We start from the raw sequence: 14,781 nt of genomic DNA on the forward strand, positions 1-14,781 counted from the left end.
TGCTGCGGTGGCGGGGTGAGCACGCGCGGACGAGTGTTCCGGACAGAGGGAGTCGGCGCCCATCCGGAGCCGGTACAGCTGGACCGACTCTTTCCGGACAGTACGCGCAGCTCCCTGCGGACGTACGGGGAGAGGCCCTACGGTTGCCGGAACCGCGCACGCGGGAACCCATTGTTCGGCCGAAGGGCTGTCCCTGACGGAAGCAGCCCCATGGCCACTTCGTCCACCCTGTACCGCCCGACCTCGCCGCGACCGGCGGGGGCACGCTCCGGGACCTCCACCTACAAGGACCTCCTGCAGCAGGTGAAGGAGGCCGGCTTGCTGCAGCGCCGCACCGGCTTCTACTGGACGGTGTTCGCCGTCCTCGTCGCCGTCGGTGCGGTCTCCTTCGTCGTGACCGCGTTCGTCGGACACAGCTGGTTCGCGCTCATCCCGGCCGGGGTCCTCGGCATGGTGTTCACGCAGTTCGCGTTCCTGTCGCACGAGGCCGCGCACCGGCAGATCTTCGCGTCGAACCGGTGGAACGACCACGCCGGACGGTTCGTCGGGGTGTTCCTCGTCGGCATGTCCTACTCGTGGTGGATGAACAAGCACACGCGACACCACGGCAACCCCAACACCATCGGGAAGGACCCGGACATCGCGCAGGACACGGTGTCGTTCATCGAGGAGGACGCCGCGCAGCGCACCGGGCTCCTGCGGCTGCTGACGCGCGTGCAGGGCTGGGCGTTCTTCCCGCTGCTCACCATGGAGGGGTTCAACCTGCACTGGTTGTCCATCCGCGCGGTGGTCACGGGCGAGCACGTCAAGGGCACCTCGCGCGGCCGAGCGGTCGAGGGCGTGCTCCTCCTCGCCCGGTTCGGGCTGTACTTCTGGGCCGTGTTCGCGTTCCTGCCGATCGGCATCGGCTTCGCGTTCATCGGCGTGCAGGTCGCGGTGTTCGGCGTCATGATGGGAGCGTCGTTCGCACCGAACCACAAGGGCATGCCGGTCATCGCCGAGAACGCGCGCATCGACTTCTTCTCACGCCAGGTGCGGACCTCCCGGAACATCGTCGGCGGACGGTGGGTGGACCACCTGCTCGGCGGCCTCAACCACCAGGCCGAGCACCACCTCTTCCCGAGCATGGCGCGGCCGAACCTGCGGCGGGCGAAGCCGCTCGTGCAGGCGCACTGCCGCTCGCTCGGGATCCCCTACACGGAGACGACACTCCTGCGGTCGTACGGCATCGTCGTGGCGTACCTCAACCGGGTCGGGCTCGCGGCGCGGGACCCGTTCGCCTGCCCGATGGTGACGTCGCTGCGGCTGCACTGAGCGCGAGCGGCGTCGCTCGTCGCGCCGGGGCCGTCGCTGCGAACCGCGAATGCGACATCGAACCGGGCTCCGCGCCTGGTTCCATGTCGCTTTCGCAGTTCGACCGGGGCGTCGGGGCCCGCGTCACCCCTGGCCCCGACGGCACGCGTCAGGCGGGCGGCGGGGCGGTGCTCGACCTGACGACGAGCCGGACCGGCACGAGGTCCGTCCCCGCCGGCACCGGGTCGCCGTCGATCTGTGCGAGCAGGTTCGCCACCGCGCGGCGACCGACCTCGTCGAAGGACTGGTGGACGCTCGTCAGCGGCGGCCAGAAGGAGTCGGCCTCGGGGGAGTCGTCGAACCCCACCACGCTGAGGGTCTCCGGCACGGACCGGCCGGCCTCGTGTGCGGCACGGAGGACGCCGAGCGCGGTCTGGTCGTTGGCGGCGAACACCGCGGTGATGTCCGGGCGCGCGGCGATGACCTGACCCGCGCGGTAGCCGGACTCGGTGTTCCAACCGCCGTGGAACACCGGCGGCACCGTCCGCCCGGCCCGCTCGAGCGTGTCTTGCCAGGCCGCGAGACGACGTGCTGCCGAGTACGACGAGGTCGGTCCGGCGACGTGCCACACGGTGTCGTGTCCGAGGTCGAGCAGGTGCTGCGTCGCGAGGCGGGCGCCGTCGGCCTGGTCGGTGTCGATCGCCGGGTGCTCGGTCGTGCCCGTGCTGTCGACGACCACCATCGGGACACCGTCGGGCAGGACCACCTCGGCCGTGTCGATGATGTGCGACTCGATGATGATCACCACGCCGTCCACGGCCTGTTCGTGGAGTCGTGAGAACGCGGAGCGCACGCCCTCTTCCGTCCGGGAGGCCATCGGCAGGAGTGTGATCGTGAAGTCGGCGGCGCCCGCGGCGTCGGCGATCGCCTCGAGGGTGCGCATGTTGCCGAACGACGCGAGCGTGAACATGATCACGCCGATCGTCCGGAATCGCCCGGAGCGCAGTGCCCGAGCGGCACGGTTCGGCCGGTACCCGAGGGCGTCCATCGCCCGCTGGACGCGGTCGCGGGTGTCGGGGGAGACGTTGTCGAACCCCCGGGCGACGCGGGACACGGTCTGCATCGACACGCCGGCGGCCTCGGCGACCGCGGCCATCGACGGGGCACGGCGCACGCCGCTGAGTTCCGTGGTCACGCGGCCTCCCTCGGCGCTCGTCATCGGATCGTGATCGAGCCCGACTCCGGAGACGCTAGCGCATGTTGACGTTGCCATGCTATCGTCGCGGCGTTCGATGTTGACGTCAACATCGACGCACCCGAACGCAGCACGGCCGGCGCACCGATCGCCGCCCGGCCGCAGCACCAGCACGACAAGGGAGTCACATGACCACGCTCGAAGCGCGTGCGCCAGGAGCCGCAGCAGCTCCGGCCACGCCGCCGCGGCGCCGCACCAAGCAGCGCGGCCGCTGGACCGGCTGGATGTTCGTCGGTCCGTTCGTCGTCGTCCTCGTCGCGATGCTCGTCGTCCCGATCGGCTACGCACTCTGGCTCAGCCTCTTCCGCGACCAGCTCATCGGTGGCAACCAGTTCGTCTGGTTCGCCAACTACGTGCAGCTCTTCCAGGACGCCAAGTTCTGGACCGGGTTCGGCCGCGTCGCACTGTTCCTCGTCGTGCAGGTGCCGATCATGCTCGTGGTCGCGCTCGTCGCCGCCCTCGCGCTCGACAGCGCCCGCCTCTGGGCCTCGTCGTTCTTCCGCATCGCGATCTTCCTGCCGTACGCGGTGCCCGGCGTCGTCGCGGCGCTCATCTGGGGCTTCATCTACGGCAACCAGTTCGGCCTGACCGGCTCGATCAACTCCGCGCTCGGCATCGACCTCCTGCAGCCGTTCAGTCCCGACTGGGTCCTCGCGTCGATCGGCAACATCGTCACGTGGGAGTTCGTCGGCTACAACATGCTGATCTTCTACGCCGCGCTCCGCGTCGTCCCCACCGAGCTCTACGAGGCCGCCGAGATCGACGGTGCCGGTCCGCTGCGCACCGTCTGGTCGATCAAGATCCCGGCGCTCCGCGGCTCGATCGTGATCGCCACGATCTTCTCGATCATCGGCAGCTTCCAGCTCTTCAACGAGCCGAACCTCCTGAAGACCCTCGCCCCGAACGTCATCGGCAGCGCCTTCACCCCGAACATGTACGCCTACTCGCTGTCCTTCAGCGGCCAGCAGTTCAACTACTCCGCCACCGTCGCGATCGTCATGGGTGTCATCACCGCCGTGATCGCGTACATCGTCCAGGTGCGCGGGACCCGAGCGGAGAACCGATGAGCGCCGTCGAGACCCAGACCCCGGCCGCGACCGTGACCGAGGCGGTGACCACCCGCGGTCGCAGCGGGGCGGGCCGCACCCGTGCCTCCCGGCCGAACGGAACGAACGGGACGAACGGCCGGATCGGCCCGAAGGGCCGCGGACCGCGCGCACGCAAGTCACCCCTGCTGCTCGTGGTGATGATCGTCATCACCGTCTACTCGCTGCTGCCGCTCTTCTACCTCGTCGTCAACGCGACGAAGTCGCAGGACGACCTGCTCAGCACCTTCGGACTCTGGTTCGGCGGCGGCTTCTCGCTCTTCCAGAACATCGGCGAGACGCTGACCTACGACGGCGGGATCTACCTCCGCTGGCTGGCGAACACCGTCCTCTACGTCGTCGTCGGCGCTGGTGGCGCGACCCTGCTCGCCACGATCGCGGGCTACGGCATGGCGAAGTTCCGGTTCCCCGGTCGGCGCGCGGTCTTCGCGGTCGTGCTCGGCGCGATCGCCATCCCGGGCACCGCGCTCGCCGTCCCGACGTTCCTGCTGTTCTCGTCGGTCGGCCTGACGAACACCCCGTGGGCGATCATCCTGCCCTCGCTCATCAGCCCCTTCGGCATGTACCTCATCTGGACGTACGCGATCGACGCGGTCCCGACCGAGGTCATCGAGGCGGCCCGCATGGACGGCGCCGGCGAGTTCCGGATCTTCTTCACGATCGCGCTCCGGCTGCTCGCACCCGGTGTGGTGACGGTCCTGCTGTTCGCGGTCGTCGCGACCTGGAACAACTACTTCCTGCCCCTGATCATGCTGAGCGACCCGAACCTCTACCCGCTCACGGTCGGCCTCAACCAGTGGAGCGCTCAGGCCGTCGGCGTCTCCGCCCACCCGATCTACAACCTCGTCGTCACCGGATCGCTCCTCACGATCATCCCGATCGTCGTCGCGTTCCTCTTCCTCCAGCGTTCCTGGCAGTCCGGCCTCGCGGCCGGCTCCGTCAAGGCGTGACCGGCCGGACGGGAGGCGCGGGGCGACCCCGCCACGCGCCTCCCGGCCCGGCACACAGCAGCACCACCCCTCTCCACGAAGAAGTGAAAGGCACACCCATGCACAAGCGTCTCCGGCGCGGGCTCAGCGCCCTCGCGATCGGCGTCACCGCAGCCATCGCCATGACGGCCTGCGCCTCCGGCGGCTCCGGCTCCGGCGGGTCGTCCGACGACATCACCAAGGCCCTCGAGAAGGGCGGCACGCTCACCTACTGGTCGTGGACCCCCTCCGCCGAGGCCCAGGTCGCCGCGTTCGAGAAGGCCTACCCCAAGGTGAAGGTCAAGCTCGTCAACGCCGGCACCGGCAACGACCAGTACACGAAGCTGCAGAACACGATCAAGGCCGGCTCGGGCGCCCCCGACGTCGCGCAGATCGAGTACTTCGCCCTGCCGCAGTTCGCCCTGAGCGACTCGCTCGTCGACCTCAAGTCGTACGGGTTCGACAAGCTCGCCGACAAGTACGGCGCGGGCACCTGGCAGTCGGTCGACCTCGACGGCAAGGTCTACGGCCTGCCGCAGGACTCCGGCCCCATGGCGATGTTCTACAACGAGAAGACCTTCAAGGAAGCCGGCATCACCACCCCGCCGAAGACGTGGGACGAGTACGTCGCCGACGCCGAGAAGATCCACAAGTCGAACCCGGACGCCTACATCGCGGCCGACTCCGGCGACGCGGGCTTCACCACCTCGATGATCTGGCAGGCCGGCGGCCGCCCGTTCGAGGTCAAGGGCACCGACGTCACCGTCAACCTGCAGGACGAGGGCACCAAGAAGTGGACCTCGACCTGGAACCAGCTCGTCGAGAAGGGCCTGCTCTCGCAGACCCCCGGCTGGACCGACGACTGGTACAAGCAGCTCGGCAACGGTGAGATCGCCACGATGGTCACCGGCGCCTGGATGCCCGGCGTCCTCGAGTCGAGCGTGAAGGACGGCAGCGGCAACTGGCGCGTCGCCCCGATCCCGACCTACGACGGCTCCTCCGACGTGACCGCCAACAACGGTGGTTCCGCCGAGGTCGTCATGAAGCAGTCGAAGAACCCGGCCCTCGCCGCCGGCTTCCTCAAGTGGCTGAACTCCTCGCAGGACTCGATCGACGTGTTCCTCAAGTCTGGTGGCTTCCCGTCGACCAAGGCACAGCTCACCTCGTCGTCCTTCACCGCCGAGAAGCCGGAGTACTTCGGCGGCGAGGCGATCAACGAGACCCTCTCGAAGGCGTCGTCCAGCGTGGCCGAGGGATGGCAGTACCTGCCGTTCCAGGTCTACGCGAACAGCGTCTACGCGGACACCGTCGGCCAGGCCTACCAGAACAAGACCGACCTGAACGCCGGACTCGAGGCCTGGCAGAAGGCCATCGTGAAGTACGGCAACGAGCAGGGCTTCAAGGTCACCTCGAAGTAACCACCGCACTCGTTCGAACCGGAGCGGGGCCGCGCGGACACCGTCCGCGCGGCCCCGACCACTGAAAGGCCCCTCCCATGCGCTTCGCCATCGGCGACACCGACTTCCTGCTCGACGGCGAGCCGCACCGCGTCCTGTCCGGCGCGATCCACTACTTCCGCGTCCACCCCGACCTCTGGCAGGACCGGATCCGCAAGGCCAAGCTCATGGGCCTGAACACCATCGAGACGTACGTCGCCTGGAACGCCCACGCGCCCCGCCCCGGGGTCTTCGACCTGACGGGCGGACTCGACCTCGGGCGCTTCCTCGACCTCGTCGCCGCCGAGGGCATGCACGCCATCGTCCGGCCCGGCCCCTACATCTGCGCCGAGTGGACGAACGGCGGCCTGCCGTACTGGCTCTTCTCAGACGGCACGGTCGGCGTCCGGCGGAACGAGCCGGGCTTCCTCGCGGCGGTCCAGAACTACCTCGAGCAGCTCGCCCCGGTCCTCGTCCCGCGGCAGATCGACGACGGCGGCCCGATCGTGCTCGTGCAGGTCGAGAACGAGTACGGCGCCTACGGGTCCGACTCGTCGTACCTGCGGGCGCTCGAACAGATGCACCGCGACATCGGCCTGACCGTGCCGTTCACGAGCGTCGACCAGCCGATGGGCACCATGCTGGAGGACGGCTCGCTCCCGTCGCTCCACAAGACCGGCTCGTTCGGATCCCGCGCCGCCGCCCGCATCGAGCGTCTCCGTGAGGTCCAGCCCACCGGGCCCCTCATGTGCTCGGAGTTCTGGGACGGCTGGTTCGACAGCTGGGGCGAGCACCACCACACGACACCGGCGTCGGACAGCGCGGCGGAGCTCGACGTGCTGCTGGCCGCGGGAGGCTCCGTGAACATCTACATGTTCCACGGCGGCACGAACTTCGGGTTCACCAACGGCGCGAACGACAAGGGCGTGTACCGGCCGATCGCGACGTCGTACGACTACGACGCCCCGCTCGACGAGGCCGGACGCCCGACGGCGAAGTTCCACGCCTTCCGTGCGGTGATCGAGCGCTACGCGCCCGTGCCGCCGCTGCCCGAGTCGATGCAGCCGGGTGGGTCGGGTCGCCTCGCCTCCGGCCTGGAGGCACGGGTCGCCCCCGCCACGGACGTCGCCGTCCGTCTCGACCACGTCGCACCCCTGGCGACGCTGCTGCCGTCGCTCACCACGTGGACCGCGCACGACGCACCGCCCACGTTCGACGCGCTCGGCGCCGCCTCCGGATTCGTGCTGTACCGCACCGAGGTCGCGCTGCCGTCCGGCGGTGTGCTCACCGTCGGGACCGAGGTCCGCGACCGGGTGCTCGTCTCCGCCGACGGGGTCGTCGTCGGCGTCCTCGAACGTGAGCACCACGACCGCGCCATCACGCTCCCGCCCGTCACCGGCACCCTGGAGCTCCTCGTCGAGGACCAGGGACGCGTCGACTACGGTCCCCGCATCGGCGAGCCGAAGGGCCTCATCGGGGACGTCCGCGTCGACGGCGAGCTGCTGTCCCGGTGGACGGCGTCGCCGCTCGCCCTCGACCCGATCGCGCCGGCCGCCCTGGCCCTGCTCGCCGGTACTTCTCCGGAGCCGGGCGACGTGCTCGCTGGACCGGTGTTCGCGTCCGGGTCGTTCGAGCTCGCGTCCGTCGACGACCGGTACCTGTGCCTCGACGGCTTCCGCAAGGGCGTGGCCTGGGTGAACGGCTTCTGCCTCGGGCGGTACTGGTCGCGCGGGCCGCAGAAGACCCTCGCCGTGCCGGGTCCGGTGCTCCGCGAGGGCCGCAACGAGGTCGTCGTGTTCGAGGTCCACGCCGCGGCGACCCGCACGGTGTGCCTGCTCACCGAGCCGGACCTCGGCCACACCGAGGGCTGATCGCTCGACTACCCTGGCCGCACTGGTGCTCGGTCGGAGGGGGAACGCGATGTGGGACGTGGTGAAGGCGGCCGGCCGGGCGGTCGTGACGGTGCTGCAGGTGCTCGCCCGCGCGCTCGACGGTCTCGGGTCGAACGGCAACGTGGGCCCCGGAGCGACGCCGACCCCGCCCCCCGCGAAGCGCGACGAGTACCGGCCCTAGCCGTCTCGGTCGAGGGCGTCGAGCTCCTCGAGCGCACGCCGGGCGTCGGTGACCCGATCGGACTCCGGTCGTGACCACCACTCCGGTCCCCGCTCGCCGAGCCCGTGCTTCGCCAACCCGTTGCGGTGCCGTGCGGCCGCGAGAGCCTCCTCGTCACCGGACCGCTTCGCCTGCTTCACGGCATTGCGCCCTCGCCCGAGGTGCGACCGGAGCGCCGCGGCGACGTCCTCGGGGACCACCGGGTCCGTCCGACGCCACCGCCGACCGTCGACGACGAAGAAGTGGTCGTCGGGCTCGGCGGTCATGGTCCTGAGTCTGCACCGTCGGTGGTCGGCGGTAGACAGGTGGCGATGAGCGAAGCACGCACGCGTCCGATGCTCGACGTCCGACGCATCTACGCCGAGGACACCGCGCTCGAGCTGCCCCGCGGGCAAGAGGTGCTCGGACGCTGGCCCGACGCCGAGATCGTCCCCGTCGCCTCGCACTGGAACATCCCCGAGGTCCACGGGGACGAACGCAACGTCCAGCGGTGGGTGCGGATCAAGACCGAGGCGCTCGTGCTCGGTGTGAAGAAGTCGCTCGTCACCCGACCGAACGGACGCTCCGCCGACTTCATCGCCCCGTCGACCGCGAACGGTTGCGCCATGGCGTGTGCGTACTGCTACGTGCCCCGACGCAAGGGGTACTCGAACCCCGTCACGGTGTTCGCGAACATCGAGCAGATCACCAAGCACGTCGCCCGCAACATCGCGAAGCAGGGGCCGAAGACCGAGCCGAACCAGTGCGACCCCGAGGCCTGGGTGTACGACATCGGTGAGAACAGCGACTGCTCGGTCGACGCGATGATCAGCGACAACGTGCGCGACCTCTGCGACCTGTTCCGGATGACCCCGACCGCGAAGGCGTCGTTCGCCACGAAGTACGTCAACCGCGACCTGCTCGACTGGGACCCGATGGGTCGCACCCGCATCCGGTTCTCGCTCATGCCGCACGAGACCGCGAAGGTCACGGACATCCGCACGAGTCCGATCGCGGAACGCATCGCCGCGGTGAACGACTTCGTCGACGCCGGGTACGAGGTGCACCTGAACTTCTCGCCGGTCATCCTCACGCCGACGTGGGAGTCCGACTGGGCCGAGCTGCTGCGACAGGTCGACGACGTGCTCTCCCCGGCGGCGAAGGCGCAACTCGCGGCCGAGGTCATCTTCCTCACGCACAACGAGCCGCTGCACGAGGTCAACCTCGGCTGGCACCCCAAGGCGGAGGACCTGCTGTGGCGGCCGGACCTGCAGGAGCAGAAGGTCTCGCAGAACGGCGCCGTCAACGTCCGGTACCGCTCGGGGATGAAGGGCCAGCTCGTCGAGCGGTTCCGGGAGCTCGTGGCCGAGCACCTGCCGAGCTGCCGTATCCGCTACGCGTTCTGACGGCGAGCGGCGAACAGCGAACAGCGAACGCCCGCACCGCCGAGCGGTACGGGCGTCAGCGCAACGGGCGGATCAGTTGCCCGTCAGCTTGTCCTTGGCCTTCTCGGTCTCGAGACGACCCTCGCCCATGACCTGGTCCTTCTGGCCCTGGTGCTTGAGCTCGTCGTCGTCGGTGTGCTTGCCGACCGCTTCCTCGACCTTGCCGACGACCTTCTGGGTGACGTCCTTTGCCTTGTCTCCGAGCGACATGGTGTCTTCCTTCCTCCGGGAACCGCCGAGGGTCCCCGGCGCCTGTGCCACGAACACAACCAGCCGCGATCGTGTGGCTCGCGGCCGGGCCGCAGGTTCGTGTCCCCCGATTGGTTCGAACGGGGTACGGATCGCGCCGCACCGCACCGGCTCGGCCCCGAGGGAGCATGCTGGCGCAACAGATGTCGTCCCAGCCCCGGACCGATCATCGGAGAACAAGTGCACATCACACGCCGAACGCTCCTCGCGGGGCTCGGTGCCGTCACGCTGCCCGTGGCCCTGGCGGGGTGCGGCTTCGTCCCGCAGGACACCGGAGGGCAGGCCGACGCGGACACCCTGACGTTCACGACGTGGGGCACCGACGCGGAGCTGGCCGGCTTCCGCTCCGCCATCCGCGCGTTCCAGCGGACGTACCCGGGCCGGAAGGTCGCGCTCAACGCGGTGCCGTACGAGCAGATGTTCACGAACATCGACGCGCAGTTGCAGGCCGGGAACCCGCCCGACGTGTTCCGCGTGCCGTACTACTCGTTCGGCGCGTACGCCGGCCGCGGCCAGCTGCTCGACCTGTCCCGCTCGCTGAACGCCGGCGTCGGTGACCGGTTCACCGCGACGGCGTGGGCCGCGGTGCAGTCCGACGGCCGCCCGTACGGCGTGCCCCACCACACCGACACCTCGGCGATGCTGGTGAACACCGACCTGATGCGGAAGGCCGGGGTGACCGGCCTGCCGCGGTCCGTCGACGAGGCGTGGACGTGGGACGAGCTCGGCGACATCGCCGGGAAGCTGCGCGACGCGCTGCCGGACGACGTCTACCCGTTCGCCTACAACTGGCAGGGGAACGGTGTGACGCGCTGGTTGAGCCTGCTGTTCCAGGCCGGGGGCGCGTTCCTCGACGCGGATCAGAAGACACCCGCGATCGACAGCGCTGCCGGGCGGGAGGCCGTGTCCTTCGCCCAGCGGTTCTTCGAGGAGCGTTGGGTGCCGGCCAACGACTCGATCAAGTCCGCCACCTACGCGAGCGACACCTGGTACCGGCAGCGGGTCGCCATGGTGTGGTCGGGTGCGTTCCAGATCCCGGACGCCGCGCAGACCCTCGACTTCCCCTGGACCGCGACCTACGCGCCACGGCACGAGCGCGGGGGCAGTGACTTCGGCGGCAACGCCCTCGTCGCGACCGCGCAGACGACCAAGCCGGACCTCGCGGCGTCGTTCCTCGACTTCATCACCCGGCGGCCGCAGATGCAGGACTTCTGCGAGCGGGCGTCGCTGCTCCCGACCCGGCGCGACCTCGTCGACGGCGGCCTGCGGTTCCGGGTGCGTCCGGAGCTCACCCGAACGTTCGTCGACCAGGCGTCGGTGATCCAGCCGGAGGACGTCGCGCAGGTGGCGTCGCCGGACATGGCGTCGATCATCACCGTGCTGCAGAACGGCCTCGAGGACGCCTTCGTCGGCGGAGCCGGTGCCCGGGAGACGGTCGCGACCCTGCAGCGTGGCATCGCCGACGCGACCGGAGGACGAGCATGAGCGCGCAGACGAGCAACCCGCCCGCAGGTGGTGCGCGAGCGACGAGCACACGAGCCGACCGCACGTCCGGGCGCCGGTCGCTGAGCGCCCGTCGGGAGGAACGTGCTGCCTACGCCTTCGTCGCACCGAACATGGTGCTCCTGGCGCTGTTCGTGCTCGTCCCGCTCGTCGGGGCGTTCGTGATCAGCTTCCAGCGCACGAACGGCTTCGGCGCTGCCGAGTGGACCGGCCTCGCGAACTACCAGCGGCTGCTCGGCGACGGGCTGTTCTGGCGGGCGCTGCTCAACACGGTCCTCTTCACGGTGCTCGTGACACCGATCTCGATGGGGCTCGGACTGCTCGCCGCACTGCTCCTGAACAGCGTGCTGCCCGCCCGGGGGTTCTTCCGGTCGGTGCTCATCACGCCGATGGCGGTGTCCGGGGTGGCGACGGCACTCATCGGGGTTCTGGTGTTCGACCAGAACTCCGGCGTGCTCGACGCCCTGCTCGGACTCGTCGGCATCAGCCCGGTGCAGTGGCAGTCGGACCCGACCGCGGCGTTCGCGTCCGTGGTCCTCGTGACGATCTGGTGGCGGGTCGGCTTCAACATGCTCATCTACCTCGCCGGGTTGCAGGGGATCGGCCCGGAGCTCCCGGAGGCGGCGATGCTCGACGGTGCCGGCTGGTCGCGACGCCTGCGCTCGATCACGGTGCCGCTCCTCGGCTCGTCGACGTTCTTCCTCACCGTGCTCAACGTCATCTACTCGTTCCAGGTGTTCGACATCGTGTTCGTGCTGACCGGCGGCGGACCGCGGAACGCCACGTCGGTGCTCGTGACCTACGCCTACGACACCGGGTTCGTCACCCGTGACCAGGGCTACGCCGCAGCGATCGGCATGGTGCTGCTCCTGCTCGCCGTGGTGTTCGCGATCGCGCAGTGGCGCGGCAGCAGGAACCGGGACCTCGCCGGATGACCGCCCGGGCCCGGACGCTGTTCGTCCTCCGCACCGTCGTCGCTGTGGTCGTCGCGCTGATCGTCATCGCGCCGCTCTACTGGATGGTCGTCGTCGCGTTCTCCCCGCGCTCCGAACTGCTCGGCGGGACCGTGCGGTTCTTCCCGCGGACACTCACCCTGGAGAACCTCGACCGCGTGTTCTCGTCGTTCCCGGTCGTGGAGTGGCTCGGCAACTCGACGGCGATCGCGGTGTCGGTCGCCGTGCTGACCACGGCGATCAGCCTGCTCGCCGGGTACGCGTTCGCACAGCTGCGGTTCCGCGGGTCGACGGTGCTGTTCTTCGTCGCGCTCGCCACCCTCGCGGTGCCGGTGCAGGTCATCATGGTGTCGCTGTTCCGCATCGTCACCGGTCTGCACCTCTACGGCACGTACTGGGCGGTCATCCTGCCGAGTGCGGCCTCGGCGTTCGGGGTGTTCCTCGCCCGGCAGTTCCTGCTCGGGATCCCGAAGGAGCTCGTCGAGGCGGCTCGCATCGACGGTGCCGGGCACGCAGGCGTGTTCTTCAGGATCGTGCTCCCGATGTCGCGGCCGCTCATCGCGGTGCTGTTCTTCATGAGCCTGCTGCAGGCGTGGAACGACTTCGCGTGGCCGCTCATCGCGCTCCGGGAGAACCGTCTCTTCACGCTGCCGATCGGCCTGCTCTACCTGCAGGGGCAGTTCGGCTCGGACTACGGCGCGACCATGGCGTTCGCCCTGCTCGACGTGGTGCCGATCCTCGTCGTGTTCCTGGTGTTCCAACGCTGGTTCGTGCAGGGTTTCGCACGCAGCGGCCTGCGCTGACGCGCCACGCGCGGACGGGAGGCACGGTGCGGGCCCGCACCGTGCCTCCCGTCCGCTGTCCGGTCGCGTCGCGACCCGGCCCGCCGGGCCGGGAGCGTCCGATCAGGGGATGAGGCGGTCCGCCCGGTAGCGGTCGAACAGCTCGGCGAAGGCGCGCTCGGTGCGCCGGAACGCCGTGAACCCGGCCTCGCGGCTCTTGCCCATGTCCGTCACGACCTCCATCGCCCGCCCGAGGTCGGCGTCGGTGTGCCACCAGGACGCGAGCCGCGTGATGTCCGACTCGGTGAGCCCGTGCCGCGCGGCGATCCCGGGCCACGCCTGCTCGTACGGGGCCATCTGCTCCTCGAGGGGCCGAGCCACGGCCTCGAACCCGACGACGCGGGCCGGGTCGACGCCGAGGTGCGCGGCGAGCCGTGGCCACATCCAGCGCCAGCGGAACACGTCGCCGTTCACGACGTTGAACGCCTCGTCCGCCCCCTCGGGTGACGTCGCCGCCCAGACCATGTGCTCGGCGAGGATGCCCGCGTCGGTCATGTCGGTCAGGCCGTTCCACTGCGCGTCGCTGCCGGGGAAGACGAAGTCGAGGTCGAGCTCCTTCGCCAGGGTCGCCTGCACCGCGATCGTCAGGCCCATGTTCATCGCGTTGCCGACGGCGTGCCCGATGACGGTGTGCGACCGGTGCACGGACCACGTGAAGCCCTGGCGCTCGGCCGCGGCGAAGAGCTCGTCCTCCTGCGCGTAGTAGAAGTTCGGGGTGTCGAGGCGCGGCTCCTCCTCGTGGAAGGGCGTGTCCGGCATCTCGCCCGCGGCGTACGCCTCGAAGGGGCCGAGGTAGTGCTTCAGGCCGGTGACGAGGGCGACGTGCGCGAGTGGTGCGTGCGAGAGGGCCGCGAGGAGGTCCCGCACCATGCCGCCGTTCACGCGGATGTTCTCGGACTCGGTGTCCTGCCGCTGCCACGCGGTGAAGAAGACGTGCGTCGGACGTTCGTCGGCGAGTGCCGCCTGCAGCGACCCGGGATCACGGAGGTCGGCGGCCACGCTGCGGACGCCGTCACGGGGGAGCGGTCGCCGGGAGAGCGCGGTGACGTCCCAGCCGAGGTCGAGCAGGTGGTCCACCAGCGCGGACCCCGTGATGCCACTGGCGCCCACGACGAGGGCTTCGCGGCGGTCGGTGGTGGTGGCCGTGTCGGTCGGAGTGGTGTCGAGTGTCATCCCCGGGTGCAACGCCCGCGGACGACAGGTGTTCCCTACCGGGGCCGTCGGATCCGGATCGGCCCCTTGGCGGTGGACGGGTCGACGACGCTGCCGTGCTGGGTGATCTCGACCTCGCCGCGGGCGACCATGCGACGAGCGGCCCGGCGGGCGGGTTCCATGAGGTCCCGCCAGTCGTCCGGGTCGAGGGCCCGTGCGGCGTCGGACGGGCAGATGCTCGACGACCGTGAGCGTGCGGCGAGCAGCTCGTCGATCCGCTGTTCGAGCGCCCGGTCGGTGGCGTCGACGCCGTGCTTCCGGCACGCCGCCGAGCAGTACTTCGCGTCCGGGGCTGCGGACGACGGCATCCGACGACCGCACGAGGCGCAGGTGCGTTCGGCGTGCTCGGCCTCGTTCGCCGCCGCGTCCGACTCGGTCCTGATCGCGCGTCCCATGTCCCCATCCTGTCCTCCTCGCCCGCTCCGGCG

15 protein-coding genes are annotated in these 14,781 nt (G+C 70.0%); 10 read left to right on the forward strand and 5 right to left on the reverse strand.

Going from position 1 to position 14,781, the window contains the following annotated elements:
* Positions 1-210 precede the first annotated feature (210 nt).
* Positions 211-1,314, forward strand: coding sequence for a fatty acid desaturase family protein (locus ACIPYW_RS09195; RefSeq protein ID WP_400412795.1), 1,104 nt, complete (start codon positions 211-213; stop codon positions 1,312-1,314).
* A 148-nt stretch (positions 1,315-1,462) separates the two neighbouring features.
* Here the strand turns inward: ACIPYW_RS09195 and ACIPYW_RS09200 are convergent, their stop codons facing one another.
* On the reverse strand, positions 1,463-2,449 hold the full coding sequence (locus ACIPYW_RS09200) for a LacI family DNA-binding transcriptional regulator (RefSeq protein ID WP_400413580.1): 987 nt from the start codon (positions 2,447-2,449) through the stop codon (positions 1,463-1,465).
* Between the two features lie 227 nt (positions 2,450-2,676).
* Between ACIPYW_RS09200 and ACIPYW_RS09205 the strand changes: the two genes are divergently transcribed.
* From ACIPYW_RS09205 to ACIPYW_RS09225, 5 genes are all read left to right on the forward strand, one after another.
* Positions 2,677-3,615, forward strand: a complete 939-nt coding sequence (locus ACIPYW_RS09205; RefSeq protein WP_400412796.1) for a carbohydrate ABC transporter permease — start codon at positions 2,677-2,679, stop codon at positions 3,613-3,615.
* Positions 3,612-4,604, forward strand: coding sequence for a carbohydrate ABC transporter permease (locus tag ACIPYW_RS09210; RefSeq protein ID WP_400412797.1), 993 nt, complete (start codon positions 3,612-3,614; stop codon positions 4,602-4,604). Before ACIPYW_RS09205 ends, ACIPYW_RS09210 begins: the two co-directional genes overlap by 4 nt.
* Positions 4,605-4,702: 98 nt before the next feature.
* Positions 4,703-6,040, forward strand: coding sequence for a sugar ABC transporter substrate-binding protein (locus tag ACIPYW_RS09215; RefSeq protein WP_290130986.1), 1,338 nt, complete (start codon positions 4,703-4,705; stop codon positions 6,038-6,040).
* A 77-nt stretch (positions 6,041-6,117) separates the two neighbouring features.
* Positions 6,118-7,929 (forward strand): beta-galactosidase family protein, encoded by a 1,812-nt coding sequence (locus ACIPYW_RS09220; protein WP_400412798.1) that lies wholly within the window; start codon positions 6,118-6,120, stop codon positions 7,927-7,929.
* 49 nt (positions 7,930-7,978) lie between these two features.
* A complete protein-coding gene (locus ACIPYW_RS09225; RefSeq protein WP_400412800.1) occupies positions 7,979-8,131 on the forward strand; it encodes a hypothetical protein in 153 nt (50 codons plus the stop codon).
* Here ACIPYW_RS09225 and ACIPYW_RS09230 read toward each other — a convergent pair.
* On the reverse strand, positions 8,128-8,436 hold the full coding sequence (locus tag ACIPYW_RS09230) for a biopolymer transporter Tol (protein WP_400412801.1): 309 nt from the start codon (positions 8,434-8,436) through the stop codon (positions 8,128-8,130). The genes ACIPYW_RS09225 and ACIPYW_RS09230 overlap by 4 nt on opposite strands.
* A gap of 45 nt (positions 8,437-8,481) precedes the next feature.
* Between ACIPYW_RS09230 and ACIPYW_RS09235 the strand changes: the two genes are divergently transcribed.
* Positions 8,482-9,555 (forward strand): spore photoproduct lyase family protein, encoded by a 1,074-nt coding sequence (locus ACIPYW_RS09235; RefSeq protein WP_400412803.1) that lies wholly within the window; start codon positions 8,482-8,484, stop codon positions 9,553-9,555.
* Between the two features lie 72 nt (positions 9,556-9,627).
* Here the strand turns inward: ACIPYW_RS09235 and ACIPYW_RS09240 are convergent, their stop codons facing one another.
* Positions 9,628-9,804 carry a CsbD family protein gene (locus ACIPYW_RS09240; protein WP_290130992.1) on the reverse strand — a complete coding sequence of 59 codons (177 nt, stop codon included), beginning with the start codon at positions 9,802-9,804 and terminating at the stop codon, positions 9,628-9,630.
* A 219-nt stretch (positions 9,805-10,023) separates the two neighbouring features.
* Between ACIPYW_RS09240 and ACIPYW_RS09245 the strand changes: the two genes are divergently transcribed.
* The 3 genes from ACIPYW_RS09245 to ACIPYW_RS09255 are packed head-to-tail and all read left to right on the forward strand — an operon-like array spanning position 10,024 to position 13,102.
* Entirely contained in the window at positions 10,024-11,328 is a 1,305-nt protein-coding gene (locus ACIPYW_RS09245) for an ABC transporter substrate-binding protein (protein ID WP_400412804.1), read from the forward strand.
* A complete protein-coding gene (locus tag ACIPYW_RS09250) occupies positions 11,325-12,281 on the forward strand; it encodes a carbohydrate ABC transporter permease (protein WP_400412805.1) in 957 nt (318 codons plus the stop codon). The genes ACIPYW_RS09245 and ACIPYW_RS09250 overlap by 4 nt, the downstream gene beginning before the upstream one ends.
* On the forward strand, positions 12,278-13,102 hold the full coding sequence (locus tag ACIPYW_RS09255; protein ID WP_400412807.1) for a carbohydrate ABC transporter permease: 825 nt from the start codon (positions 12,278-12,280) through the stop codon (positions 13,100-13,102). The genes ACIPYW_RS09250 and ACIPYW_RS09255 overlap by 4 nt, the downstream gene beginning before the upstream one ends.
* 102 nt (positions 13,103-13,204) lie before the next feature.
* Here ACIPYW_RS09255 and ACIPYW_RS09260 read toward each other — a convergent pair whose 3' ends face one another.
* Positions 13,205-14,314, reverse strand: coding sequence for an SDR family oxidoreductase (locus ACIPYW_RS09260; RefSeq protein WP_400412808.1), 1,110 nt, complete (start codon positions 14,312-14,314; stop codon positions 13,205-13,207).
* 35 nt (positions 14,315-14,349) lie between these two features.
* On the reverse strand, positions 14,350-14,748 hold the full coding sequence (locus ACIPYW_RS09265) for a DUF3253 domain-containing protein (RefSeq protein ID WP_400412810.1): 399 nt from the start codon (positions 14,746-14,748) through the stop codon (positions 14,350-14,352).
* Between the last annotated feature and the right edge of the window lie 33 nt (positions 14,749-14,781).

This window comes from Curtobacterium sp. NPDC089689, from assembly GCF_044749145.1.
Taxonomy (GTDB): Bacteria; Actinomycetota; Actinomycetes; order Actinomycetales; family Microbacteriaceae; genus Curtobacterium.